At 61.4% G+C, this 23,780-nt stretch carries 24 protein-coding genes; 13 read left to right on the forward strand and 11 right to left on the reverse strand.

Translation table 11 applies throughout. From position 1 onward, the window contains the following. Positions 1–11 precede the first annotated feature (11 nt). The 6 genes from BLW80_RS19055 to urtA all read right to left on the reverse strand — a co-directional run bounded on the left by BLW80_RS19055 (position 12) and on the right by urtA (position 6,978). Positions 12–866, reverse strand: a complete 855-nt coding sequence (locus BLW80_RS19055; protein ID WP_093759219.1) for an urease accessory protein UreD — start codon at positions 864–866, stop codon at positions 12–14. Positions 867–891: 25 nt separating this feature from the next. After that, positions 892–1,587 (reverse strand): urea ABC transporter ATP-binding subunit UrtE, encoded by a 696-nt coding sequence (gene urtE, locus BLW80_RS19060; RefSeq protein ID WP_068733931.1) that lies wholly within the window; start codon positions 1,585–1,587, stop codon positions 892–894. A 62-nt stretch (positions 1,588–1,649) separates the two neighbouring features. Then, on the reverse strand, positions 1,650–2,498 hold the full coding sequence (gene urtD / locus BLW80_RS19065; protein ID WP_170849734.1) for an urea ABC transporter ATP-binding protein UrtD: 849 nt from the start codon (positions 2,496–2,498) through the stop codon (positions 1,650–1,652). Continuing rightward, the gene (gene urtC / locus BLW80_RS19070) at positions 2,498–3,670 is read right to left on the reverse strand and encodes an urea ABC transporter permease subunit UrtC (protein WP_093759220.1); all 1,173 of its coding nucleotides are present in this window, start codon (positions 3,668–3,670) and stop codon (positions 2,498–2,500) included. Before urtC ends, urtD begins: the two co-directional genes overlap by 1 nt. A 172-nt stretch (positions 3,671–3,842) precedes the next feature. Then, positions 3,843–5,453, reverse strand: coding sequence for an urea ABC transporter permease subunit UrtB (gene urtB / locus BLW80_RS19075; protein WP_244528341.1), 1,611 nt, complete (start codon positions 5,451–5,453; stop codon positions 3,843–3,845). A 202-nt stretch (positions 5,454–5,655) separates the two neighbouring features. Next, positions 5,656–6,978 carry an urea ABC transporter substrate-binding protein gene (gene urtA / locus BLW80_RS19080; protein ID WP_068733926.1) on the reverse strand — a complete coding sequence of 441 codons (1,323 nt, stop codon included), beginning with the start codon at positions 6,976–6,978 and terminating at the stop codon, positions 5,656–5,658. Positions 6,979–7,468: 490 nt separating this feature from the next. Here urtA and BLW80_RS19085 point away from each other — a divergent pair, with 490 nt between their 5' ends. The 3 genes from BLW80_RS19085 to BLW80_RS19095 all read left to right on the forward strand — a co-directional run bounded on the left by BLW80_RS19085 (position 7,469) and on the right by BLW80_RS19095 (position 9,809). After that, positions 7,469–8,986 carry a DEAD/DEAH box helicase gene (locus BLW80_RS19085; RefSeq protein WP_089261529.1) on the forward strand — a complete coding sequence of 506 codons (1,518 nt, stop codon included), beginning with the start codon at positions 7,469–7,471 and terminating at the stop codon, positions 8,984–8,986. 24 nt (positions 8,987–9,010) lie between these two features. Further along, complete coding sequence (gene infA, locus BLW80_RS19090) at positions 9,011–9,289, forward strand: translation initiation factor IF-1 (protein WP_068733922.1); 279 nt, start codon at positions 9,011–9,013, stop codon at positions 9,287–9,289. 307 nt (positions 9,290–9,596) lie between these two features. Continuing rightward, positions 9,597–9,809, forward strand: coding sequence for a cold-shock protein (locus BLW80_RS19095; protein ID WP_011474122.1), 213 nt, complete (start codon positions 9,597–9,599; stop codon positions 9,807–9,809). Between the two features lie 149 nt (positions 9,810–9,958). On the opposite strand, the gene BLW80_RS19100 is transcribed toward BLW80_RS19095, so the two are convergent. The 4 genes from BLW80_RS19100 to BLW80_RS19115 all read right to left on the reverse strand — a co-directional run bounded on the left by BLW80_RS19100 (position 9,959) and on the right by BLW80_RS19115 (position 13,684). Beyond that, complete coding sequence (locus BLW80_RS19100; RefSeq protein ID WP_170849735.1) at positions 9,959–10,588, reverse strand: TadE/TadG family type IV pilus assembly protein; 630 nt, start codon at positions 10,586–10,588, stop codon at positions 9,959–9,961. 17 nt (positions 10,589–10,605) lie between these two features. Further along, positions 10,606–11,154: a TadE/TadG family type IV pilus assembly protein gene (locus BLW80_RS19105; RefSeq protein ID WP_093759223.1), complete on the reverse strand. Its 549-nt coding sequence runs from the start codon at positions 11,152–11,154 to the stop codon at positions 10,606–10,608. Between the two features lie 178 nt (positions 11,155–11,332). Continuing rightward, positions 11,333–11,830, reverse strand: a complete 498-nt coding sequence (locus BLW80_RS19110) for a pilus assembly protein N-terminal domain-containing protein (protein WP_089263570.1) — start codon at positions 11,828–11,830, stop codon at positions 11,333–11,335. A 1,026-nt stretch (positions 11,831–12,856) separates the two neighbouring features. After that, positions 12,857–13,684, reverse strand: coding sequence for a sterol desaturase family protein (locus tag BLW80_RS19115; RefSeq protein ID WP_093759952.1), 828 nt, complete (start codon positions 13,682–13,684; stop codon positions 12,857–12,859). Positions 13,685–13,969: 285 nt separating this feature from the next. On the opposite strand from BLW80_RS19115, the gene BLW80_RS19120 reads away from it, so the two are divergent. From BLW80_RS19120 to BLW80_RS19160, 10 genes are all read left to right on the forward strand, one after another. Next, on the forward strand, positions 13,970–14,134 hold the full coding sequence (locus BLW80_RS19120; RefSeq protein ID WP_093759224.1) for a Flp family type IVb pilin: 165 nt from the start codon (positions 13,970–13,972) through the stop codon (positions 14,132–14,134). Between the two features lie 90 nt (positions 14,135–14,224). Next, complete coding sequence (locus BLW80_RS30935; protein WP_283805505.1) at positions 14,225–14,359, forward strand: hypothetical protein; 135 nt, start codon at positions 14,225–14,227, stop codon at positions 14,357–14,359. 75 nt (positions 14,360–14,434) lie between these two features. Then, positions 14,435–14,959: an A24 family peptidase gene (locus tag BLW80_RS19125; protein ID WP_093759225.1), complete on the forward strand. Its 525-nt coding sequence runs from the start codon at positions 14,435–14,437 to the stop codon at positions 14,957–14,959. Positions 14,960–15,079: 120 nt separating this feature from the next. Continuing rightward, entirely contained in the window at positions 15,080–15,865 is a 786-nt protein-coding gene (cpaB, locus tag BLW80_RS19130; protein ID WP_093759226.1) for a Flp pilus assembly protein CpaB, read from the forward strand. A gap of 17 nt (positions 15,866–15,882) precedes the next feature. Further along, positions 15,883–17,337 (forward strand): type II and III secretion system protein family protein, encoded by a 1,455-nt coding sequence (locus BLW80_RS19135; protein ID WP_093759954.1) that lies wholly within the window; start codon positions 15,883–15,885, stop codon positions 17,335–17,337. A gap of 23 nt (positions 17,338–17,360) precedes the next feature. After that, positions 17,361–18,095, forward strand: a complete 735-nt coding sequence (locus BLW80_RS19140) for a CpaD family pilus assembly protein (protein ID WP_439074070.1) — start codon at positions 17,361–17,363, stop codon at positions 18,093–18,095. Further along, positions 18,092–19,360, forward strand: a complete 1,269-nt coding sequence (locus BLW80_RS19145; RefSeq protein ID WP_093759228.1) for a CpaE/TadZ family protein — start codon at positions 18,092–18,094, stop codon at positions 19,358–19,360. The genes BLW80_RS19140 and BLW80_RS19145 overlap by 4 nt, the downstream gene beginning before the upstream one ends. 21 nt (positions 19,361–19,381) lie before the next feature. Then, entirely contained in the window at positions 19,382–20,836 is a 1,455-nt protein-coding gene (locus tag BLW80_RS19150; RefSeq protein WP_093759229.1) for a TadA family conjugal transfer-associated ATPase, read from the forward strand. A gap of 10 nt (positions 20,837–20,846) precedes the next feature. Continuing rightward, positions 20,847–21,821 (forward strand): type II secretion system F family protein, encoded by a 975-nt coding sequence (locus tag BLW80_RS19155; RefSeq protein WP_093759956.1) that lies wholly within the window; start codon positions 20,847–20,849, stop codon positions 21,819–21,821. A 10-nt stretch (positions 21,822–21,831) separates the two neighbouring features. Continuing rightward, entirely contained in the window at positions 21,832–22,806 is a 975-nt protein-coding gene (locus BLW80_RS19160; protein ID WP_089261544.1) for a type II secretion system F family protein, read from the forward strand. A gap of 54 nt (positions 22,807–22,860) precedes the next feature. On the opposite strand, the gene BLW80_RS19165 is transcribed toward BLW80_RS19160, so the two are convergent. Further along, on the reverse strand, positions 22,861–23,664 hold the full coding sequence (locus BLW80_RS19165; RefSeq protein WP_093759230.1) for a tetratricopeptide repeat protein: 804 nt from the start codon (positions 23,662–23,664) through the stop codon (positions 22,861–22,863). Positions 23,665–23,780: the final 116 nt, after the last annotated feature.

Below are 23,780 nucleotides of genomic sequence, written 5' to 3' on the forward strand. Positions count from 1 at the left end.
CTCTGATAGGTTTAGTTGAGCCACATGCGCGGCAGCATCGCGCCCGATCGCCCGAGCACCGCCATCATGTCGGCGCGCAGCTTGGCCGCATCTTGTGCACAGAAGCGGGCCATTGCAAAGCCGTTCCAGCAGGAGATACCAACTTCACCGCCAGCGCCATCCGTGGCTTCGCGTAGCCGCTCAATGAGTGCTTCATCGCCGGGCACGATCAGCGCCGTGCCGATGGCCACCGCGCCATTGCCGATTGCCGGTCTGGCCAGTTTCGCGGCGATATCGCCATCCAGCCGCACGTTTTCCGCGAACACCAGCCTGCCACCGCGACGCAGGCGCCAGCGGTCGACGAAAGACCCCGTCTGCATCACCTCACCCATGGCCGCACGACCGAACACCACGATCTCGCAAAGCAAAAGCGTCGCGCGATCGGCCAGATCGATATCGATGCGCCTGATAGTGCGGGCCTGATCGAACAGGATGGTTTCCTGCGGCAGCCAGGACAGATGCGCGCCGGCCTCGGCCTTCAGCGCAATGTTGATCTCGGCCGCGGGACCATGGGAGCGATAGATCTTCTCGGCGGCCGCAGTGGACATGGTCAGGCGCGTGCCCTCGCCGGCCGTGATGTCAATATCGAAACGGTCGCCGCCTGCCGCACCGCCGGCGGTGTTGACGAACATCGCGGAGAGGCCGTCGTCTTCGGGGGATGGAAAGCGCACGCGCAACGAACCAGATTCATGCAACTGCCGCCGCCGCGTCTTGCCTTCAGCGAAATGCACGTCAAATTTGACCGCGCCGCGGGCACGGTTGGCCGCAAAAATCGCCGAGGACGATGAGATCGCCGATGACGACAGCGTGGTGTTGTCAGCCTGCATGCGCTCCCCGGCTTTGAACCCGGCCCTACAGCGCCATCTGGCGGCTGATCTCGGCGGGATCGAGCGTACTGCGGTCGCAGGTGTATTTCACCGCGCCGCGATCCATCACGGCGAAGTTGTCGCCGAGTTCGCAGGCAAAGTCGAGATACTGCTCCACCAGGACGATGGCGATATTGCCGAGGGAGCGCAGATAGGAAATCGCGCGGCCGATATCCTTGATGATCGAGGGCTGGATGCCTTCGGTCGGCTCATCCAGCAGCAGGAGTTTCGGCCGCATCACCAGCGCACGGCCGATGGCGAGCTGCTGCTGCTGGCCGCCGGAGAGATCGCCGCCGCGCCGCCCCAGCATCGAATTCAGCACCGGAAACAGCGAGAACACGTCATCGGGAATATTGCGGTCGGCGCGCTTCAGCGGCGCGTAGCCGGTCTTGAGGTTTTCTTCCACTGTGAGCAGCGGGAAGATCTCACGGCCCTGTGGTACGAAAGAGATGCCGCGCCGCGCCCGCTCGAACGGCTTCAGCGTCGAGATGTCCTGCCCGTCAAACGTAATCGAACCGCTTGAAATCGCCTGCTGGCCGACCATGGCGCGCAGCAGCGACGTCTTACCGACACCGTTGCGACCGAGCACGCAGGTGACCTTGCCGGGCTCCGCCGAGACCGTGACGCCGCGCAGCGCCTGGGCTGCACCGTAATAGAGGCTGATATTATCGACCTTCAGCATATGACCTAATCCTTGCGCATGATCTGGTCCGAAAACCGGTTTCCACTTTTCGGGATCATGCGTCAGCGCCCCAAATACACTTCGACCACGCGGTCATTGGTCGACACCTGATCGATGGTGCCTTCGGCCAGCACCGTGCCTTCATGCAGACATGTCACCTTGACGCCGAGTTCGCGCACGAAGGTCATGTCGTGCTCGACCACCATGACGGTCTTGTTGTCGCGGTTGATCGCTTTCAGCAATTCGGCGGTCTGGTGCGTTTCGACGTCGGTCATGCCGGCCACCGGCTCATCCACCAGCAGCAGCTTCGGATCCTGCGCCAGCAGCATGCCGATTTCGAGCCACTGCTTCTGACCGTGGGAGAGATTGCCGGCGAGCCGATCGCGCGAGTCCGTGAGGCGAATGGTCTCAAGCACCTTGTCGATGCGCTCTGCCTCGCCCCGGCTGCCGCGCCAGAACAGCGTGCCGCGCACGCTGTGGTCGACATTCAGCGCCAGCAGGAGATTGTCGTAAATCGTCTGGCTCTCGAACACCGTCGGCTTCTGGAATTTACGACCGATGCCGAGCTCGGCGATCTTGGTTTCATCCAGCAGCGTCAGGTCGTGAATGCCGTCGAAATAGACGTCGCCCTCGTCCGGCTTGGTCTTGCCAGTGATGATGTCCATCATCGTGGTCTTGCCGGCGCCGTTGGGGCCGATAATGGCGCGCATCTCGCCGGGCGCGAGCACCATCGACAGGTTATTGATGGCATGGAAGCCGTCGAACGACACATGGACGCCGTCGAGATAGAGCTGTGCGGAGGTGATGCGCTTCTGCCGGGCCTCGGCTTCGCGCGCTGCGACCACTGGATCAATGATAGCGGGCGCGTGAGACACCTGAGTTGCCGGGGCTGGCGTTTCGATCATAGTCATCACGCCTTCTCCGCCAGATGAGGTTTGGTGACGCCATCTTCCGCTGCGGCGCTCTCGGCATTCGCGCTATTGCTGGCTTTGCGGCTTTCCGACCACGCATTGAAGGTGCCGATGATGCCCTTGGGCAGCAACAGCGTCACGAGAATGAACAGCGCACCGAGCATGAACAGCCAGTAGGGAGCAAGGGCGCCGGACGTGAACACCGTCTTGGCGTAGTTGACCACGACCGCGCCGAGCGCCGCACCGACCAGCGTGCCACGACCGCCGACCGCGACCCAGATGACTGCTTCAATCGAGTTCGCCGGGGCGAATTCACCGGGATTGATGATACCCACCTGCGGCACGTAGAGCGCACCCGCAACGCCGGCCATGCAAGCCGACAGCGTGAACACGAACAGCTTGTAGGATTCGACACGGTAGCCCAAAAATCTTGTGCGGGATTCCGCGTCGCGTATGGCGATCAGCACCTTGCCGAGCTTGGAGGTGACGATGGCACGGCAGACGAGGAAGCCGATGATCAGCGCCAGACAGCTCAACGCGAACAGTGCCGCACGCGTGCCGTCGGCCTGCACGTTGAATCCGAGGATGTCCTTGAAATCGGTCAGGCCGTTATTGCCGCCGAAGCCGAAATCGTTGCGGAAGAACGCCAGCAGCAGCGCATAGGTCATCGCCTGCGTGATGATCGACAGATATACGCCAGACACGCGCGAGCGGAAGGTGAGCCAGCCGAACACGAAAGCCAGGATGCCGGGCGCGATCAGCACCATGGCGGCGGCGAACCAGAACATGTCGAAGCCGTACCAGTACCACGGCAGCGCCTTGTAGTTCAGGAACACCATGAAGTCCGGCAGGATCGGGTTGCCATAGACGCCGCGCGAGCCGATCTGGCGCATCAGATACATGCCCATGGCGTAGCCGCCGAGCGCGAAGAAGGCGCCGTGGCCGAGCGAGAGAATGCCGCAATAGCCCCAGATCAGATCGATGGAGAGTGCGAGAATGGCGTAGCAGACATATTTGCCGAACAGCGCCATCAGATAGGTCGGCACCTGCAGCGGCGAGTCCGCCGGCAGCAACAGGTTCGACAGCGGAATAAGAATGCCGACGGCGGCGACGATCAGCAGGAAAATCGTCGCGCTGCGGTCGAGCGTGCGGGTGAGGAAATGCGGGGTCATGCGCGCGGACTCCACAACACGGCACGGCCGGCTCCCCTCCCCCTTGCGGGGAGGGGTTGGGGGCGGGGGTACCACAAGCGACGTCGCCTGTGGCCCCCCCTCCCCGCCCCTCCCCCGCAAGGGGGGAGGGAGCAGAGCGACTGCGTTTCGAAGCGAAGTGTAGTTAAGTCCATCATGCTTCGATCGCCCTGCCCTTGAGCGCGAACAGACCGCGCGGCCGTTTCTGGATGAACAGGATGATCAGCACCAGGATGGCGATCTTGCCAAGCACGGCGCCTGCGACCGGCTCGAGGAACTTATTGGCGATGCCGAGCGAGAATGCACCGACCAGCGTGCCCCACAGATTACCGACGCCGCCGAACACCACGACCATGAAACTGTCGATGATGTAGCTCTGGCCGAGATTGGGCGACACGTTGTCGATCTGCGACAGCGCCACGCCGGCAATGCCCGCGATGCCGGAGCCGAGACCGAAGGTCAGAGCATCGACACGCGAGGTCGCGATGCCCATGGACGCCGCCATGCGGCGGTTCTGGGTGACGGCGCGCATCTCGAGTCCGATCGAGGTGTAGCGCAACATCGCCAGCAGGATCGCGAACACGGCGAGCGTGAAGCACAGGATCCAGAGCCGGTTGTAGGTGATGGTGAGCTGACCCAGCTCGAATGCGCCAGACATCCAGGAGGGATTACCAACCTCACGATTGGTCGGGCCGAACATCGTGCGCACCGCCTGTTGCAGCACCAGCGACAGGCCCCAGGTCGCCAGCAGCGTTTCCAGCGGACGGCCATAGAGGAAGCGGATGATGGTGCGCTCGATGACGATGCCGAGGAGACCAGCGACGATGAAGGCCAGCGGCACCGCCATCAGCAGCGAGTAGTCGAACAGGCCGGGATAGCTGGTGCGGATCACGTCCTGCACCACGAAGGTGACATAGGCGCCGATCATCACCATCTCGCCATGCGCCATGTTGATGACGCCCATCACGCCGAAAGTGATGGCCAGACCAATGGCGGCGAGCAGGAGAACCGAGCCGAGCGACAGCCCGTACCAGGCGTTCTGACCGATCGACCACAGCGTCTGCCGGCTGTTGATCGCCGTGACGGCGCTGGCCGCGCTGCGCGCGACACCAACGGTCTGGTCGGCCGGCAGGCTGGTGAGCAGCGCCAGCGCGTCCTGATCGCCGCGCCCCTTGATGATCGCGATGGATTCGATCTTCTCGGCCTCGGTGGCGTCTTCCTTATAGAGCAGGATCGCAGCACGGGCCTCGGTGAAGGCCTGCTTGGCGGATTTGTTGGTTTCCTTTTCCAGCGCGGTCTCGATCACCGGCAGCATCGCGGTCTCGTGACTCTTGAACACCGATTGCGCCGAGGCGATGCGCTTGGCGGGATCCGGCGACATCAGCGTGAGGCCGCCAAGCGCGGATTCGATGTTGCGGCGAAGACGATTGTTGAGGCGCACCGCTGCGGCACTGGCCGGCACTTCGGCAATGGCCTCGCCGGTCGCGGCGTCGGTGACCTTGCCGTCGGTGCCGGTGAGATAAACCTTCTTGCTGTCGGGATCGGCGGAGAGCCGGCCTTCCTGCAGCGCGGTGATCACAGCGAAAGCCTGCGGATGGCCCGAGGTGGCAATGATGCCCACGGCTTCGTCGCTGTCGGAGAAATCGTCATTGGCGAATTTGGCGACGGCATCCTCGAAAGGACCCGCGAAGGCCGGAATGGCGGTCGCGACGATCAGCAGAAATGCAACGGCGATCGCGCGGAAACGATAAAGGAGATCAGTCACTGGAAAACCCCGGCCGAAGAAAAAAGAGAAGGCGACGGATTCACCGCCTTCTCCAGTTTTGGGAGTCTCGAGAGTCGATAGACACGAAACCATCAACCGTCATTGCGAGGAGCGAAGCGACGAAGCAATCCAGAAGCCGCAAACAAGAAAGAACTGGATTGCTTCGCTGCGCTCGCAATGACGGAGAGTGTGTGGAGCTAACTTACGAACCCTGACCGCCGCACTTGTTGGTCTTGGTGTTGAAGTTGCCGCACTTCTTGCCGACCCAGTCGCCGATCAGGTCCTTGGAGCCGTCGAGCTCCTTCGACCATGCATCGCCAGCCACCAGCGCGGGGGTCTTCCAGACCACGTCAAACTGGCCATTGGCTTTGATTTCGCCAATGAACACCGGCTTGGTGATGTGGTGGTTCGGCAGCATCTTCGAGGTACCGCCGGTCAGGTTCTTGGCTTCGATGCCGGGCAGTGCGTCGATGACCTTGTCGGCTTCGATCGACTTGGCCTTCTCGACCGCCTTCACCCACATGTTGAAGCCGATTACGGTGGCTTCCATCGGGTCGTTGGTCACGCGCTTCGGATTCTTGGTGAAGGCCTGCCATTCCTTGATGAACTTCTCGTTCTCAGGATTCTTGATCGACTGGAAGTAGTTCCAGGCCGCGAGATGGCCGAGCAGCGGCTTGGTGTCGATGCCGGCGAGTTCTTCTTCACCCACCGAGAACGCAACCACCGGAATGTCGGTCGCCTTGATGCCCTGGTTGCCGAGTTCCTTGTAGAACGGAACGTTGGCATCGCCGTTGATGGTCGAGACCACGGCGGTCTTCTTGCCGGCCGAACCGAACTTCTTGATGTCGGCCACGATCGTCTGCCAGTCACTATGACCAAACGGCGTGTAGTTGATCATGATGTCTTCCTGCTTGACGCCCTTCGACTTCAAGTAGGCTTCGAGAATCTTGTTCGTGGTGCGCGGATAGACGTAGTCGGTGCCGGCCAGCACCCAGCGCTTCACCTTCTCGTCCTTCATCAGGTAGTCGACGGCCGGAATCGCCTGCTGGTTCGGAGCAGCACCCGTGTAGAACACGTTACGCTCGGACTCCTCGCCCTCGTACTGCACGGGATAGAACAGGATGTTGTTCAGTTCCTTGAACACCGGGAGAACCGACTTGCGCGACACCGAGGTCCAGCAGCCGAACACGACGGCAACCTTGTCCTTGGTGATCAGCTCGCGCGCCTTTTCGGCGAACAGCGGCCAGTTCGATGCCGGATCGACCACCACGGCTTCGAGCTTCTTGCCGTTCACGCCGCCCTTCTTGTTCTGCTGATCGATCATGAACAGCACGGTGTCCTTCAGCGTGGTCTCGGAAATCGCCATGGTGCCCGACAGCGAATGCAGGACGCCGACCTTGATGGTGTCGTCTGCGGCTTTGGCCGGCGAAAATGCCGACAGGCCCAGAGCCAGACCCGTTGCCGCGGCCATCAGGCTGCGACGCGAGATCGGCTTGGCTATTGCGTGAGTCAAATTGGTAATCATGTGCGGTCTCTCCCTGACGCAGACGAAATCAATGCGGAACGGCCCCACGGCCGGCGCGTTAAGGAGATCGCAAGAAGTGTGCCAGCCCTCGAACACACGTTAAGTGATTGGGATTGTTCGCGTGTTTCTGATTTTCGGAAAGTGCGGAGGTTTTCCTGTTTATTTCTTGTGCAGAAAAATTGATCATGCACACGGCAAACAGCTTAAATAATCGCCAAAAATTGCCTCATGTCTAAATTTCATGCAGCGGTATTTTGTCGCTGGTTTTAACCCTCGCGCCGATTGACCTTGAATCCGCCGCCTTGCTGTTCCATATCAATCGAGCGACCTAGAGAATCATCAGGTCCTTGCGAGCCGCGTGTTCTGATCCCGTCTTTACTCTGATCTCCTCAGGGCAGTTCGACGGTTTCTGGCTTGCCCCTTCAGCTAACCAGAACTGACGCCCCAAACACGCGGGTGTCCCAGACACACTCGCGCGCTCCCTGGCCCCATGGTCTTTGAATCATGGCCGGGCGCCTGCTTTCACTTTGGAAAGATTAATCTTTTGACCACCTTTCAGGAATTCGGCCTCGCCGATCCCATCACCCGTGCGCTTAAAGAAGAAAACTACACCACCCCGACCCCGATCCAGGCCCAGACCATCCCGATTGCCATCACCGGCAAGGACGTGATCGGTATCGCCCAGACCGGCACCGGCAAGACCGCTTCCTTCGCGCTTCCCATCCTTCACCGCCTGCTCGAGAACCGCATCAAGCCGCAGCCCAAGACCTGCCGCGTGCTGGTGCTGAGCCCGACCCGCGAACTCTCCGGCCAGATCCTCGACAGTTTCAACGCCTATGGGCGCCATATGCACCTCGCATCGGCGCTGGCCATCGGCGGCGTGCCGATGGGCCGTCAGGTCCGTTCGCTGATGCAGGGCGTGGATGTCCTCGTCGCCACCCCGGGCCGCCTGCTCGACCTCGTGCAGAGCAACGGCCTGAAGCTCAACATGGTTGAGTTCCTGGTGCTCGACGAAGCCGACCGCATGCTCGATATGGGCTTCATCAACGACATCCGCAAAGTCGTCGCCAAGCTCCCGATCAAGCGCCAGACGCTGTTCTTCTCGGCCACCATGCCGAAGGACATCGCCGATCTTGCCGAAGCAATGCTCAAGGATCCGGCCCGCGTTGCGGTGACCCCGGTCGCCTCCACCGTGGAGCGCATCAGCCAGCGGATCATGCTGGTCGATCACTCCGCCAAGCCGACGATCCTCGCCCAGATCCTCAAGACCGAGACGGTTGACCGCGCCCTTGTGTTCACCCGCACCAAGCACGGCGCCGACAAGGTCGTGAAGGGCCTCGAGCGCGCCGGCATCGCCGCCGCCGCGATCCACGGCAACAAGTCGCAGAACCACCGCGAGCGCACGCTGGCCCAGTTCCGCACCGGCGAAATCCGCACCCTGGTGGCCACCGACATCGCCGCCCGCGGCATCGACGTCGACGGCATCACCCATGTGGTAAACTTCGACCTGCCGAATATCCCGGAAACCTATGTCCACCGAATCGGCCGTACGGCCCGTGCCGGACGCGAAGGCATCGCAATCTCGCTTTGCGCGGGCGAGGAAATGGCGTATCTGCGCGATATTGAAAAGCTGATCCGCATTTCGCTTCCGAAGGAAGACCGCCGCACCCCAGGCCGCAACGACGTGGGGCCGTCGCCTTCCCAGAACCGTGGCGGTCAGCGCAACGGTCGCTCCGCCCCGCACGCACCACGCAGCAATGACGGAGCACCCGGCAAGAACGCGCGCAATCGTCGTCGTCCGCATGGCGGCAACGGGGGCGCATCGCAACCGAACCGCGATCATGGTCGGAACGAGAATGCGAGACACGAGAATGCACGGCATGAGCCGATCTCACGTCCGGCCAACCAGGCTGGAACTGCTACCAAAGAAGGGATGCAGGGCGTTGCCTTCCTGCACCGCGAAAGCCGACCGAATACAACCCCGAACCGCACCCAGCGGCCACGCTAACAGCCGATCGATCTGGAGCTAACAATGGCCAAAGAAGAGCTGATCCAGTTCGAAGGACTGGTGACCGAAATCCTCCCCGATGCACGCTATCGCGTGCAATTGGACGCAGGACACGAAATCGTCGCCTACACCGCCGGCAAGATGAAGAAGAACCGCATCAAGACGCTGGCCGGCGATCGCGTGACCATCGAGATGTCGCCTTACGATCTCGAAAAAGGTCGTCTGATTTTCCGCCACAAGGACGAGCGTCCCGGCGGTCCTCCGCGTGGCGCACCGCCGCGCGGTCAGTTCCGCCGCCGCTAAGCGCATCCAGCGTTTAAAACTGTCGACAGTTTAGATCGCAACGACAACCCATCCGCGCATCGGATCACTCGCGATGCGCGGATGGGTAAGCGTTCCTGACCGTTCGTGCGCAATCAAAAAATCGTGCGCGTCAGGATTGTTTTGAAGGGACGCTTCCCCTAATATGAGTTAATCGATTTTCGGCCGGACGACATTATCTATCCCCCGGTGCAGCCGGTCTAGACTGACGACCCTTCCAAAAATTCGATGTCACCAGCCCACATTTGTTTCGTGGGCTACACTATATCTTTGAGAAGGGACTACCCCCATGAGCATGGGAACAGTGAAGTGGTTTAACGCGACCAAGGGCTTCGGCTTCATTCAGCCGGACGATGGTGGCAACGACGTGTTCGTTCACATCTCCGCCGTTGAGCGTGCCGGTCTCGGCACCCTGCGTGAAGGCCAGAAGATCAGCTACGAAATCGTTGCTGACCGTCGTTCCGGCAAGTCGTCGGCCGACAATCTCCGCGCCGCAGGCTAAACGATCATTCGCAAGCTTGATGCTTGCGAATTGACCGACTGAATACGAAAAGGCCGCGCTCTCGAGCGCGGCCTTTTTGCTGAAGCATGATCCGGGAAAGTGGACCGACGATCGTTCGCTGCAACTACAAATACGCAGCGATTGGTCAGTTACGGCGGCGTGCAGCTTGTCACCATCACGACGCACGACGTTTGCCGCGGTCGCGTGTACATCGCATTCATCAATGGGACCCCGCCCTTCGACGTGACCCAGCCGATCGTCGGCACGTATTTATAGTTGGCCTCGCCGAGGATCAGATACTGGTTCGGCAGATAGTTCCCGTTGGCGTCCTTGACGATCAGGTCGGTGGGAACCGATACGATGTCGTTCACTTTCCTGAGCACAGGATTGCCCTTCGCATCTGTCGCGATGGGAAAATCGCCGCGCGTCCACACCACCTTGGCGGTCTTGCTCGTCGGGTCGATATAGACCTGACTGATCGACGCTTGGAGCGGCGCCTTGTCATAGGGCGTCAGCATCGTATCGGCGATGATGAAGAAATTCGAGACATCGGTTTCCGCCAGCGTCGTGTAGCGTGACGCCAGGTCGGCGATGCCCTGTGAGATCTGGCTGACCTTGCGCTTGACGGCAAAACCGTTGGTAAGATCCAGCATGCCGAAGAACATCAGAAACATCAGCGGGAGGATCATCGCGAACTCGACCGCGGAGACGCCTCTCGTGTCGTCTCGCAACAGCAAGGCCCGTCGCCAGGCTGCCAGTGCCGCCATACGCACGCGCATTGTCCCGATCCCTGCCATCACTGCGGCCCGGTCGCCGCTGTCGCGGCCAGCAGGCGCTTGCTGCTCGTCGTTCCGCGACCGATATTGGCGATATTGTAGCCGAGGCCAGTCACATAAAGCGGCCACTGATAGAAGCCCCGCACGACCACTGTCTTGGTGGTCGGACAGGCCGGCGGCTGGTAGACGAGATTTATCGATGAATAGTTGCCGCTGGAGTCGATCGGATCCGAAATCGTGATCGCTGTGCCGGGATCGTAGGAGCGCACATCGATATCGATCTTGGCGCAATCCATCAGTGCCCATGTGCGCGCGCAAATCGGCGTTTTGAAATCGACGACTTTAGCTGCAGCGGAACACGTATAGACCGACCTCGCACCGTCCTCGACGGCGGTGTCAAGGACCTGGCCGGCGAAGAACACCATCCCGGTCTCCATGATGGCAAAAATCAGCGCGAAGAAGACGGGCGCGATGAATGCGAATTCGACCGCGGCCGAGCCGCTGCTGTTGCGGCCGAAGCGGCGGAGCCGCCTGGCGAGCATCGCCATCGAAATCAGCGGTAACAGCATCTGCAAGTGCCTCGGTGATAGGAAATAGCTACCGCCGAGATGTATCGGAAACAGATTGTTGAAGTGTTTCGCCGGATCGAGACAAGACGGCTCGATGGGTTAACCCGCAATTAACCATGTGGCAGGACGCTTGCGACGGTGTCCGGCGGGATTGGTCTGACCGACGAAAAGTGGTGGCTTAGTTGTTCCTCGCCCCGATCGTCGCGGCCTGACTGCCGATGGCGCCGGCCTGATCCATCGTCGACTTGAAGAAGGTTTCCCCGTCACCCAGCGTCAAACGCCGCTCGCAATTCGCTGCGCAGCTATAGGTCTCCCGGCTCATACCGCGATAGACCGTCACGACCTTGTCGGTCGGCCCTTCCACCTGAATAACGCGGTCCATCAGCACGGAGCCCTGGCGATCAATGGCAATCACATTGGTGGCGCCATAGCTCTTGCCGGTGACGACAACCATACCGCCGGCCTGCAGCGTCACATCGGCGATCAAGGGGTTGCCGACCACGATGGTCGCGATCTTCTCGGGAAATTTGACGAGCCTGGCCTGATCGACGCTGACTGCGATCAGATCATTCGCAGGGGCCGCAAGACCGCCCACCGGCAACAGCATGGTCCCTGCCGCCAGAGCACGGGCCACAAACACCGCGCGCATCCGCGCGCGCTTCGACTGAAACGACATCCTGTACTCCGGGACGATACAAGCCGACAAAAGCAGATACGCAGCGGTGCCGGCGCCCGACATGGCAAATGTGCCGTTAATTGATGAAGGAACTGGAAACGGCGGTGGCAGGGTGCATGATGGACGCGGGGGACGCTCACTGCCGGTCCCAGGCGGTCGTCCTGGCTCGTCATTCTGGGGCGCGCGTCGCCGGCAAAGCCGCTGAAGTACGAACCTCAGCCACTTCAATTGGAGTGGCGGGGAATCCCGATGTGTTTGGCACGATCGGAGACTCCCATGTCGGGATTCCGGGCTCGGTCCCGTCGCCTGCGGCGCCGGTCCCGCCCCGGAATGACAGTTTGGGGCGCTCCGAACATATTTTCCTATTCCCCGTTGACAACATCCCCGTCAGGTTTATATTCTCCTCCGTCCTGCCCCACCGAGAGGGGCGATCGCGATCGTCACGTTCGCGGGGTGGGATGCGGTGGACGCCGGAGATGCGGCGTCACGTGGTTCATGGGGGAACGTCTGTCTTCGGGCAGGACGGATCTGCGCCAGCACTGCCACTGGCAAGGAGACGTTTGGCCTTGGGATGGAAAGACTCCGGGACAGTGTGACGGACGACCAAATCGAAACGCGTTCGGCCAAGTGCTTTGCGGCTACCCTGTCCCTCCGCCCTGGGACATTAATTTTGGTGATGGGACCGTTCGCCATGGCAGATGTGCAAGCAACCGAAAAAACACCGCATGCGGAACGCCAGGCAAGCGCTCGGCGCCTCCGAAAGTCCTGATGCACACTAACCTGCGGAAGACCGCATTCGCATCAGGCCCAAGGGTGCAACGGGCACCCGGCGTTCCGCACGCCCTCTCACAGGGGGCGGGAATGCAAGACACGACGGCGCCCCCGCGCCGCAAACAATGGGGGCGATGACGCATGTCTGAAGGGTCGTGGCTGTTTGACAGTTGAATCTGCGATGGCGCGTAGGCGCCAGAGGAATCCCTCCCTCAGCGCGGCTACGCCGCTTGGGGGAGGAGCAGGAAGAGCGTGCTACTGCTTGAACGGATAGGCCAGTTGCCCGGTGAATTCGGTCGGCAAAGGCTCGCCGTCGACACCGTAATTGTCCGGCAGTTCACCCTTCGGCATGCGGAAGGTCCCGAACATAATGTCCCAGATCGGAAACGTGCCGGCGAAATTGGTGTTGCCGCCGCGCTCCTGCGAGGTGTGGTGCCAGCGGTGAAACACCGGCGTCGCCAGCACATATTTGAACGGCCCGAGGGTCCAGTTCAGATTGGCATGCACGAAAGCCGAGTGGAAGGTCGTGAACGGTCCGACCCACAGCATGATGTTCGGCGAGATACCCGCCATCAATAGCAGCACGTCGACCGCGACGGTGCCGAGAAACAGATTGACCGGATGAAACCGCGCCGCGGAGATCCAGTCCACCTCTTCCGACGAGTGATGGATCGCGTGGTATTTCCAGAAGCCGCCACCGTGATACATCCGGTGCAGCCAGTACAGCATGAAGTCGGACACCACGAGGAAGAAGAGCGCCTGTACCCAGAGCGGCATCTGCGCCAGCGGCCCGTGTCCGTTATCGTAGAAGGCGATCAATTCATCGGCATCGTGAATATTGAAGATGACGGCAGCGCCGAGCACGAGGAGTCCGATCCGCACGACGCGGGTGATCAGCGGCACGAAGAACCAGTAGACCACGTCGGTCACGATCTCCGTCTTGCGCCACCAGTGCTTGCCGGGATTGCAGGCCCAGAAATGCGTCAGCACCGTAAAGACTACGGCCAGAGCCAGTGTGATCGGGACCACCTTCATGATGGTCTCACCGAACATATTCAGGATATCGAAGGGGAGTGTCGTCATCGCGGCCTCGCGGTATTCGAAGGCCAAGAGTTACCGCGGTATGCTTAAGGAGCAATGAAGCGAAAAGGACACGCGTGGTGTCATCAAACCCAAGTCATTCTAAAATCGTCTTAAGTAGGTATTTACCGTGCAAAAGAAGAGACAAATGCGACCGACTTTCATCAATCGAATTAACCGCACTGCAATTCCCCACTCCTAGTGTTCCCTCATGGTCACGGTGCTGAGAACGCCGGGGAGACCAGGCATCACGATCGACAGCCACGTGCACATATGGAGTTTTGTATTATGAAGAACCTCGTTTCGCGTTTCATGAAGGATGAGTCCGGCGCCACCGCTATCGAATACGGCCTGATTGCTGCCGGCATCTCGCTGGCCATTATCGCAGTCGTTAACGGCCTCGGCACCAAGCTGAACGGCAAGTTCGCCGATATCAACACCTCGCTCAAGTAAGCGACTGTTACGCGTGCATCGAAGGCTCCGGTTTCCGGAGCCTTTTTTGTTTTGGAATGTTGCTCACCGGTCGTCGCGAGTATTGTGCGTATGAGACATCCCGACATTCCACGCTCTGTCCTGCAGGGGGTTCAGCTCACGCTGCGCGATCCGGCAGGCCTGATCTGCACGGCGCTGATCCTCGCCCTGATTGCGGTCGCGATCCGCATCGCCAGCGTTTGGTAAATCATTTCTTGTTGTCCGATTGTTCATTTCTGCTGGCTAGATTTTCCGTTGTCGCCACAACGGGCCTTTGACGCCATGATCCTCGATTTAGTACGCCTTCTGTTGCTCCCGGGCCTGATGGCCTATGCGGCGATCAGCGACCTTTTCACGATGACCATTTCGAACCGCATCTCGCTGCTGCTGGTGGCGGGCTTCGCCGTATTGGCGATCTTCGGCGGAATGGGTCTTCACGATGCGATGTCGCATCTCGGCGCGGGGGCATTGGTGCTGGTGGTCGCTTTCGCCTGTTTCGCGTTCGGCTGGGTCGGCGGCGGCGATGCCAAGCTCGCCGCGGCGGCAGGACTGTGGTTCGGCTTCGATCATCTCCTGAACTACCTCGTTTACGCCTCGCTGTTCGGCGGCGCGCTCACGTTGCTGCTGCTCCAGTTCCGGCAGTGGCCGCTGCCCTATGCGCTCGGCAGCCAGGCCTGGCTGATGCGTCTGCATCACAAGGAAACCGGCATCCCCTACGGTATTGCCCTCGCCCTCGGCGCGCTGCTCGTTTACCCCGACACCGGATGGGTGAAGACGATCGACCTGGCGCGTTTCGCGCTTCACTAAAATCGGAACTTTCTATTAACGCGATTTAGATACCGCTCATTAACCATGCTTTGACGAATAACTGGTCAACTCCCGTTACAGCGGCGGCAGCGTCGCGGCGTAATGTGGAAAGTGAAGCGTATGAATACCGCACGCATTGTGGTCCTCGCCATTGCACTCGGCGCTGGCAGTGTGGCGCTATATCTTGCGAGCACATCGGACACACCGCCGCCCCCTCAGGTCGCCGAAGCCCCGACAACTGACGTTCTCGTTGCCAAGGCCGATATCGCGCTCGGTCAGGCGCTCGGTCCCGACGATGTCCAGTGGCAGTCCTGGCCCGCATCTGCGGCGAGCACCAATGTCATCAGCCGTAACAGCCGCCCGGACGCCGCGACGCAAATCGCCGGCTCCATCGCGCGTTCGGCCTTTATTGCCGGCGAACCGATCCGCGAACCGAAACTTGTGCGCGCCAATGGCGCTGGCTTCATGGCCGCCGTTCTGCCGACCGGCATGCGTGCCGTCTCCACCGAAATTTCGCCGGAAACGGGCGCCGGCGGCTTCATCCTGCCAAACGACCGCGTCGACGTGATCCTGTCGAAGCGCGAACGCGGCGGTGATCGCGGCGGCACGGAGGCCATAAGCTCCGAGATCATCCTGAACAATATCCGCGTTCTCGCCATCGATCAGGCGCCCAAGGAAAAGGACGGTCAGAATTCGGTCGTCGGCAAGACCGCAACGCTCGAATTGAAGCCCGAACAGGCCGAGTTGCTCGCCCGCGCGCGGCAGAGCGGCACGATCTCGCTGGCATTGCGGGCCCTGGTCGACGCTAACGCGCCTGCGCCGGTCGAAGATCCCAATGGCGGCAAGCGCGACAGCATTAGCATCGTGCGTTACGGCATCCCGTCGACCGCGACCATGACGAAGTGATCAAGAGGACGCAGGCGATGAAGCGCATCACAACAGGCGGATCGATGCGGGCTCTTGCAGCCCGCGCGCTGTCGCTCACCGCCATCACGGCGCTCACGATCAATCCCATATTGACGCCCGTTTTCGCGGCCGACTCCGCGTCCATGCAAGCCGGCAGCGCCGGCGCCTTGAACGCGAAATTCCTGCCGCTCGGCATCGGCAAGTCGATCGTCATCGACCTGCCGCGCGACATCAAGGATGTGCTGGTCGCCGATCCCAAGATCGCCAACGCCGTCATACGTTCGGCGCAGCGCGCCTACATCATCGGTGCGACCGTAGGCCAGACCAACATCGTATTCTTCGACGTCAGCGGCCAGCAGATCGCCGCCTATGATATCGCCGTCACGCGCGACCTGAACGGTATTCGGGCCGCGCTCAAGCAGACCATGCCCAATGCCGATATTCGCATCGAAGGTCTCGGCGATAGCGTGATGCTGTCGGGTACGGCATCGAGCCAGGTCGAAGCGCAGCAGGCCGCGGACCTCGCGGCGCGCCTCGTCGGCGGCATGGACAAGGTCGTGAACAGCATCTCGGTGCGCGGGCGTGATCAGGTCATGCTCAAGGTCACCGTTGCGGAAGTCCAGCGCAACATTGTCAAGCAGCTCGGCGTCGATCTGTCGGCGTCGATGAGCTACGGCACGTCCGTCGTCAACTTCAACAATAGCAACCCGTTCACGGCGCGCGGCAGCAGCCTGGTCTCCGATAATGCCCTCAAGGCATCCTTCGGATCGACGCCATCCGTCACGGCGACGCTGAAGGCGATGGAAAACGCCGGCGTCATCCGGACGCTTGCCGAGCCCACGCTGACCGCGATCTCCGGCGAGACCGCCAATTTCCTTGCGGGTGGTGAATTCCCGGTCCCCGGCGGCAATACCTGCGATCCCACGACGCGAATCTGTACGACGCAGATCACCTTCAAGAAATTCGGTATTTCGCTGGGCTTTACGCCGGTGGTTCTGAGCGAAGGTCGTATCAGCCTGCGTGTCGGCACCGAAGTCTCCGAGCTATCGCAGGAAAATTCCGTCACGATCAGCGGAACCTCGATCCCGGCGATCAAGGTCAACCGTGCGGACACCACGCTCGAGATTCCGTCCGGCGGTTCGATGGTGATGGCCGGCCTTATCAAGCAGCAGACCAAAGCGGCCATTAGCGGCCTGCCGGGCATGTCGCAATTGCCTGTGCTGGGCACGCTGTTCCGCAGCCGGGATTACGTCAACAACAACACCGAGCTGATGGTCCTGGTCACGCCCTATGTGGTCCGCGCCGTCGCGCAGAAGGATCTCTCGCGTCCGGATGACGGCTTCGTGGATGCATCCGATCCGCAGGCCGATCTGCTCGGCAACGTCAACCGCATCTATGGCGCACCGCACCGCACCGAGCCAACCCAACCGACGCGCAGCTATCGCGGCGTTTTCGGCTTCATCACGGATTGAGACGGGGCAAGTATCCGATGACCATGAACAATCACACAGCGATACACTCTTCGCGCACACGGACCGCCACTGGCGCGCTGCTGTTCCTGGCGCTTGCGCTTGGCGGCTGCAAGACCGTTGCGCAGGACACCACGTCGAGCATACCGGACGATTACCGGCTGCGGCATCCCATCGTTGTCGAAGAACGGGCCAAGACCACCGAGGTCTTCGTCGGTAGCCAGCGCGGCGGCCTGTCGGCCACACAGCGCGCGGATGTCGTATCGCTCGGTCAGGACTGGTTGCGCGAAGGCACCGGCGTCATCACTGCGGAGGTGCCGGTCAATACACCGAATGCACGCGCCGCCAGAGAGTCTTATCGTGAGGTTCATTCGCTTCTGATGGCGATTGGCGTGCCCCAGAACGGCGTCCTGATGCGCAGCTATCAGCCGAGCGATCCGCGTATGTTGCCGACCATCCGCGTCAGCTACCCGCTGATCGCGGCTTCGGCCGGTCCGTGCGGCACCTGGCCCGACGACCTTGCGTCGTCGATCAAGAACAAGGGCTATCTCGCGAACAAGCCGTACTACAATCTCGGCTGTGCACAACAACGCAATCTCGCCGCCATGGTCGCCAATCCTTCGGATCTGGTTCAGCCGCGCGCCGAAACCCCTGTCTATGCCGGCCGACGTACGTTCGTGTTGGACAAGTATCGCAAGGGTGAGAGCACCGCGACGACCTATCCCGAAGACAAGACCAGAATCAGCAATGTGGGCCAATGATTAGCTACGCGCAGAAAACCGCAGACGAGCAGCCCTCCGCCGCAACACCCGCGGCAGAGGAGCATATTGCGCCGGCACCGCGGGTGTCGGTGCAGGCGTTCTGCGAGACCGTGGAAACCGCTGCCGCTGTGCAGGCCGCCGCCGAGGACAGGCGCCTGGGCAAGGCTCACATCAAGATCCAGATGGGCGGCATGCCTGCGGCCATCGAGGCCTATCGGTCGGCACCGACGCCGAACGTCATTGTTCTCGAGACCGAACCGCGCGGCGACATTCTCGCTGGCCTTGATCAACTGGCGACGGTTTGCGATTCCGGTACCCGCGTGGTGGTGATCGGCAAGGTCAACGATGTCACGCTCTACCGCGAGCTCGTTCGTCGCGGCGTCAGCGACTACGTGATCGCGCCTGTTGCGACTATCGACGTCGTTCGTTCGATCTGCGGACTGTTCTCGGCGCCGGAAGCCAAGGCGGTCGGCCGTATCATTGCCGTGGTCGGCGCCAAGGGCGGCGTCGGCGCGTCCACCATCGCTCACAACATCGCCTGGGCGATCGCGCGCGATCTGGCACTGGACTCCGTTGTCGCCGACCTCGATCTTGCCTTTGGAACTGCCGGGCTGGACTACAACCAGGACCCGCCGCAAGGCATCGCGGACGCGGTGTTCTCGCCGGATCGTGTCGATACCGCCTTCATCGACCGACTGTTGTCGAAGTGCACCGACCATCTCAGTCTGCTGGCTGCCCCAGCCACACTGGACCGCGTCTACGACTTTGGCGCCGAGGCCTTCGACTCGATCTTTGACACGCTACGGTCGACAATGCCCTGCATCGTGCTCGACGTGCCGCATCAATGGTCGGGCTGGACCAAGCGGGCCCTGATCGGCGCGGACGACATCCTGATCGTTGCAGCACCGGATCTCGCCAACCTGCGCAATACCAAGAACATGTACGATCTGATCAAGGCCTCACGTCCCAATGATCGCGCACCGCTGTACTGCCTCAATCAGGTCGGCGTTCCAAAGCGGCCCGAAATCAGCGCCAGCGAATTCGCCAAGGCCATCGAGACACCGCCGATCGTCACGATCCCGTTCGATCCACAGATGTTCGGCTCGGCCGCCAACAATGGTCAGATGATTGCCGAGATTGCGGCCGGCCATCGCACCACCGAACTCTTTCTGCAAATTGCGCAGCGGCTGACGGGCCGCGGCGAGGCCAAGAAGCCACGAGGATCCTTCCTGGGTCCGTTCCTGGAGAAATTGCGGTCGAAGTAATTCACCGCATGGAGTGTTGTCGTGTTTGGTAAGCGTAGCGGAACAGATACCGATGTCCGGGCCGTCAAGCCCGCCAGCGCGCCGGAGCCCTCTCCCGGCGCGATGGCTGCGTCTGCGCCACCAGCTGTGTCATCGCCGCCGCTGTCACCCGCGCGCGCCGCACCTGCCCCCGTCATCGCAGAGCGCCGCTCCGAAAATTACTATCAGGTCAAAGCGACGATTTTCGGCGCCCTGATCGAGGCGATCGACCTCGCGCAGCTCGCCAAGCTCGACGGCGAATCCGCGCGCGAGGAAATCCGCGACATCGTCAACGAGATCATCGCGATCAAGAACATCGTGATGTCCATTGCCGAGCAGGAAGAACTGCTCGACGACATCTGCAACGACGTGCTCGGTTACGGGCCGCTCGAGCCGCTTCTGGCGCGCGACGACATCGCCGACATCATGGTCAATGGCGCCGGCACGGTGTTCATCGAAGTTGCCGGCAAGATCCAGAAGACCGGCATCCGTTTCCGCGACAATCAGCAGCTGCTGAATATCTGCCAGCGCATCGTCAGCCAGGTCGGCCGCCGCGTCGACGAATCCTCACCGATCTGCGACGCTCGTCTTGCCGACGGTTCGCGCGTCAACGCCATCGTGCCGCCGCTGGCCATCGATGGTCCCGCGCTGACGATTCGTAAGTTCAAGAAAGACAAGCTGACGCTCGAGCAGCTGGTCAAATTCGGCGCGATCTCGCCGGACGGTGCCCAGATCCTTCAGATCATCGGCCGCTGCCGCGCCAACGTGCTGATCTCCGGCGGTACCGGTTCGGGCAAGACCACGCTGCTGAACTGCCTCACCAACTATATCGACGACGACGAGCGCATCATCACCTGCGAGGACGCCGCTGAACTTCAGCTGCAGCAGCCCCACGTGGTGCGGCTCGAAACTCGGCCGCCGAACATCGAGGGCGAAGGCCAGGTCACGATGCGCGAACTGGTGCGCAACTGTCTGCGCATGCGCCCGGAGCGGATCATCGTCGGCGAAGTCCGCGGACCCGAGGCATTCGACCTCTTACAAGCGATGAATACCGGCCATGACGGCTCGATGGGCACCCTCCACGCCAACAATCCGCGTGAAGCGCTGTCGCGCTGCGAATCCATGATCACCATGGGTGGCTTCTCGCTGCCCTCGCGCACCATTCGCGAAATGATCTGCGCGTCGATCGACGTCATCGTACAGGCCGCCCGTCTGCGCGACGGCTCGCGCCGCATCACGCACATCACCGAGGTGATGGGCATGGAAGGCGACACCATCATTACGCAGGACCTGTTCGTCTACGACATGGTCGGTGAAGACGCCAACGGCAACATCATCGGACGGCACCGCTCGACCGGCATTGGCCGCCCGCGGTTCTGGGATCGTGCCCGCTATTACGGCGAGGAGAAGCGGCTCGCGGCGGCGCTCGATGCTGCCGAAGTCATTGCGCCGAACTGAGGAGCGAATGATGAACATGCAGGCGCTCGCATTGGCATTCATGGCCAGCATCGCTGTCGGCGGTCTGGCCTGGGTTTTTCTCTATCCGCTGTTGTCCGGCGAGAAGAAGGCCGAAGCCCGCCGTGCATCGGTCGCGCGGACGGAGCCCGTGGCGCGCCAGGTCGACAAAAACCAGCGCTCCCGGCGCGAGCAGGTCGAAGGATCTCTCAAGGAAGTCGAAGCACGCCTTCAGAAGGAAAAGAAGATCCCGCTCGGAATCCGGATCGCGCAGGCCGGCCTCGACTGGAGTGACCAGAAATTCATGGTGATCTCCGGCATTCTGGGAGGCGGAAGCTTCCTAATGACCATGATGTTTGGCGGCGGTCTGCTCGCGGCCGCCGGTCTCGGATTCGCCGCCGGCTTCGGCCTGCCGCGCTGGATCCTCAGCTTTCTCAAGAAGCGGCGCGAGGCGGCCTTCCTCAAAGCGCTTCCAGATGCCGTCGACGTCATCGTTCGCGGTATCAAGGCCGGTCTGCCGCTATTCGACTCGATCAAGGTTGTCGCCGCCGACGCATCGGAACCCCTACGCAGCGAATTTCTTGCCATCATCGAAACTCAGACGATCGGTATGCCGCTCGGCGAGGCTTGTGCGCGGCTCTATGAGCGCATGCCGCTTCCGGAGGCCAACTTCTTCGGCATCGTCATCGCGATTCAGCAGAAGTCGGGTGGCAACCTCTCGGAAGCTCTTGGCAATCTCTCCAAGGTGCTGCGCGACCGCAAGAAGATGGCCGAGAAAATCCAGGCCATGTCGATGGAAGCCAAGGCGTCCGCCGGCATCATCGGCTCGCTGCCGCCGATCGTGATGTTGCTCGTCTATCTCAGCACGCCTGAATATATTTCGCTGCTGTGGACCCATCCGACAGGCCGCCTGATGCTGGCGGCCTGCGTGGTCTGGATGTCCTGCGGCATCTACGTCATGAAGCGCATGATCAACTTCGACTTCTGATGGTGCTGGCATGCTCGATCTCCTGATAGCAAAGCTTCACGACATCCGTTTCATGACGATGCTGCTTGCCGCGATCGCGGTTGCAGCAACAGCCTACAGCCTGCTTACGCCGTTGTTCGCCGGCGACGGTCTCGCCAAGCGGATGAAAGCGGTCGCCAGCGAGCGGGAGCGGCTGCGGCAGCGCGAGCGGGACCGCATGGCCAAAGGCGAGAGAGTGTCGCTGCGCCAGACGCCGAAGCAACTCGTCTCCAAGGTTGTAACCGACTTCAACCTCAGCAAATGGCTGGCGCAGGAAGCCGCGCTCGACAAGCTGGTCATGGCCGGCTATCGCGGCCAAGCGCCTTATATCACCTTCCTGTTCTTCCGCGCCGTCACGCCGATCGTGTTCCTCGTCTTCGCGATCCTCTATGTGTTCGTCATCTCGCGCATGGAACAGTCGATGCCCATCAAGATCGGCATGTGCCTCGGTGCCGCCTATCTTGGCCTGCAAGCGCCGATGATCTTTCTCAAGAATGCAATCACCAAACGCCAGCTTTCGATCCGCCGCGCGTTTCCGGACGCTCTCGATCTGCTGCTGATCTGTATCGAATCCGGCATGTCCATCGAAGTCGCGTTTCGCCGCGTGTCCATCGAGATCGGAACGCAGTCGGTGGCGCTGGCCGAGGAATTCACACTGACCACGGCCGAACTGTCCTATCTGCAGGATCGCAAGGTTGCATATGAGAACCTCGCAAAGCGTACCGGATTGGAGGGCGTCAAATCAGTCTGTCTGGCGCTGATGCAGTCGGAACGCTACGGCACTCCGCTCGGTCAGAGCCTTCGCGTGATGGCGCAGGAAAACCGCGACATGCGCATGAACGAAGCCGAGAAGAAGGCCGCCGCGCTGCCGCCAAAGCTGACGGTGCCGATGATCCTGTTCTTCCTGCCGGTTCTGTTCGTCGTCATTCTCGGCCCAACGGGCATCAAGGTCGCAGCGATGCAGTGACGCCGGTGAGCTTGGCCTTGCTCAACGTCATTGCGAAATTTGACCTGCGAGAAATTACGACCGACGCGGTGCGTCGTCGTCCCGGGCGCCCAGGCGGGGCTGACCTTTACTGCTCAGCATCTGCTTGAGATAGGCGACATTCGCCGCTGCTTCGTCTGGCGGCAGGTCAGCCCTCACGATGGATTCCGCTTCACCGAACCGGCCTTGCAGGCCAACCACGAGACCGAGATTCTGGCGAACGCGCGGATCGACATTGCCGCGGCCCTGCGCGCGGCGCAGCGTTGCCTCGGCCTGCGGCAGATCCTTCGAAAGCATGTAGGACAGACCGAGATTGGAGAGCACGGACGGCTCCTCCGGCCTGATCTTCAGCGCACTGTCGTAGTAACGGCGGGCTTCGTCATGCCTCCCCATCTGGTCAAGGACGGCGCCTTGTGCCGACAGGATACGCCAGTCCGGATTGGCTGGGCTATGTGCGGTGGTCAGCACATCGAAGGCGCGCTGGAAGCTGCCGGCGTCGGCCAGCGCGCGGCCGTAGCCTGCCAGCAGCGGCCTGTTGCCGGGATTCGTCAGCGTCGCCTGTTCGAACACCGAAACGGCCTGGGCCCGCTGGCCGTTGGCCCGGAGCGCCTGGCCGTAACGCAGGGCAGTGTCAGCATCCTTGGGATTGGCGCGATAGCGTTCGCCATAGACTTCGGCCGCACGGGCGGGATCGGCATCGGCTGGTGCTTCCGCCCGAGCGCCAAGGGAACCGGTGATATCGGACATGCCCGCCGTCTTGCAGCCGGCAAGGCCGCTGGCCAGGATTGCCGTCATTGCCGCGGTCGTCAAAAGCCGGGCAAGACAAGGGGGCTGACGCATGGCACTTTGACTCAACAATGGAGCGGACGGACGAGCCGGATGCCTTCAGCAATAGAGTGTTAACCCTAATGGCTGGTTAATCGGCGCGGGCCACGCCATATCCTCCAATACCGTCG

The organism is Tardiphaga sp. OK245 (assembly GCF_900108575.1).
GTDB lineage: Bacteria > Pseudomonadota > Alphaproteobacteria > Rhizobiales > Xanthobacteraceae > Tardiphaga > Tardiphaga robiniae.

What these genes read in the sequence shown, in the direction of transcription:
- BLW80_RS19165 (WP_093759230.1), bottom strand. Translation starts at nt 23,664, where the DNA reads ATGCGTCAGCCCCCTTGTCTTGCCCGGCTTTTGACGACCGCGGCAATG.
- urtD (WP_170849734.1), bottom strand. Translation starts at nt 2,498, where the DNA reads ATGACTATGATCGAAACGCCAGCCCCGGCAACTCAGGTGTCTCACGCG.
- BLW80_RS19120 (WP_093759224.1), top strand. Translation starts at nt 13,970, where the DNA reads ATGAAGAACCTCGTTTCGCGTTTCATGAAGGATGAGTCCGGCGCCACC.
- BLW80_RS19145 (WP_093759228.1), top strand. Translation starts at nt 18,092, where the DNA reads ATGATTAGCTACGCGCAGAAAACCGCAGACGAGCAGCCCTCCGCCGCA.
- urtC (WP_093759220.1), bottom strand. Translation starts at nt 3,670, where the DNA reads ATGACCCCGCATTTCCTCACCCGCACGCTCGACCGCAGCGCGACGATT.
- BLW80_RS19155 (WP_093759956.1), top strand. Translation starts at nt 20,847, where the DNA reads ATGAACATGCAGGCGCTCGCATTGGCATTCATGGCCAGCATCGCTGTC.
- infA (WP_068733922.1), top strand. Translation starts at nt 9,011, where the DNA reads ATGGCCAAAGAAGAGCTGATCCAGTTCGAAGGACTGGTGACCGAAATC.
- urtE (WP_068733931.1), bottom strand. Translation starts at nt 1,587, where the DNA reads ATGCTGAAGGTCGATAATATCAGCCTCTATTACGGTGCAGCCCAGGCG.
- BLW80_RS19135 (WP_093759954.1), top strand. Translation starts at nt 15,883, where the DNA reads ATGAAGCGCATCACAACAGGCGGATCGATGCGGGCTCTTGCAGCCCGC.
- BLW80_RS19115 (WP_093759952.1), bottom strand. Translation starts at nt 13,684, where the DNA reads ATGACGACACTCCCCTTCGATATCCTGAATATGTTCGGTGAGACCATC.
- BLW80_RS19110 (WP_089263570.1), bottom strand. Translation starts at nt 11,830, where the DNA reads ATGTCGTTTCAGTCGAAGCGCGCGCGGATGCGCGCGGTGTTTGTGGCC.
- BLW80_RS19140 (WP_439074070.1), top strand. Translation starts at nt 17,361, where the DNA reads ATGAACAATCACACAGCGATACACTCTTCGCGCACACGGACCGCCACT.
- BLW80_RS19105 (WP_093759223.1), bottom strand. Translation starts at nt 11,154, where the DNA reads ATGCTGTTACCGCTGATTTCGATGGCGATGCTCGCCAGGCGGCTCCGC.
- BLW80_RS19160 (WP_089261544.1), top strand. Translation starts at nt 21,832, where the DNA reads ATGCTCGATCTCCTGATAGCAAAGCTTCACGACATCCGTTTCATGACG.
- BLW80_RS19085 (WP_089261529.1), top strand. Translation starts at nt 7,469, where the DNA reads ATGGTCTTTGAATCATGGCCGGGCGCCTGCTTTCACTTTGGAAAGATT.
- BLW80_RS19100 (WP_170849735.1), bottom strand. Translation starts at nt 10,588, where the DNA reads ATGCGCGTGCGTATGGCGGCACTGGCAGCCTGGCGACGGGCCTTGCTG.
- BLW80_RS19095 (WP_011474122.1), top strand. Translation starts at nt 9,597, where the DNA reads ATGAGCATGGGAACAGTGAAGTGGTTTAACGCGACCAAGGGCTTCGGC.
- BLW80_RS30935 (WP_283805505.1), top strand. Translation starts at nt 14,225, where the DNA reads ATGAGACATCCCGACATTCCACGCTCTGTCCTGCAGGGGGTTCAGCTC.
- urtA (WP_068733926.1), bottom strand. Translation starts at nt 6,978, where the DNA reads ATGATTACCAATTTGACTCACGCAATAGCCAAGCCGATCTCGCGTCGC.
- BLW80_RS19125 (WP_093759225.1), top strand. Translation starts at nt 14,435, where the DNA reads ATGATCCTCGATTTAGTACGCCTTCTGTTGCTCCCGGGCCTGATGGCC.
- cpaB (WP_093759226.1), top strand. Translation starts at nt 15,080, where the DNA reads ATGAATACCGCACGCATTGTGGTCCTCGCCATTGCACTCGGCGCTGGC.
- BLW80_RS19055 (WP_093759219.1), bottom strand. Translation starts at nt 866, where the DNA reads ATGCAGGCTGACAACACCACGCTGTCGTCATCGGCGATCTCATCGTCC.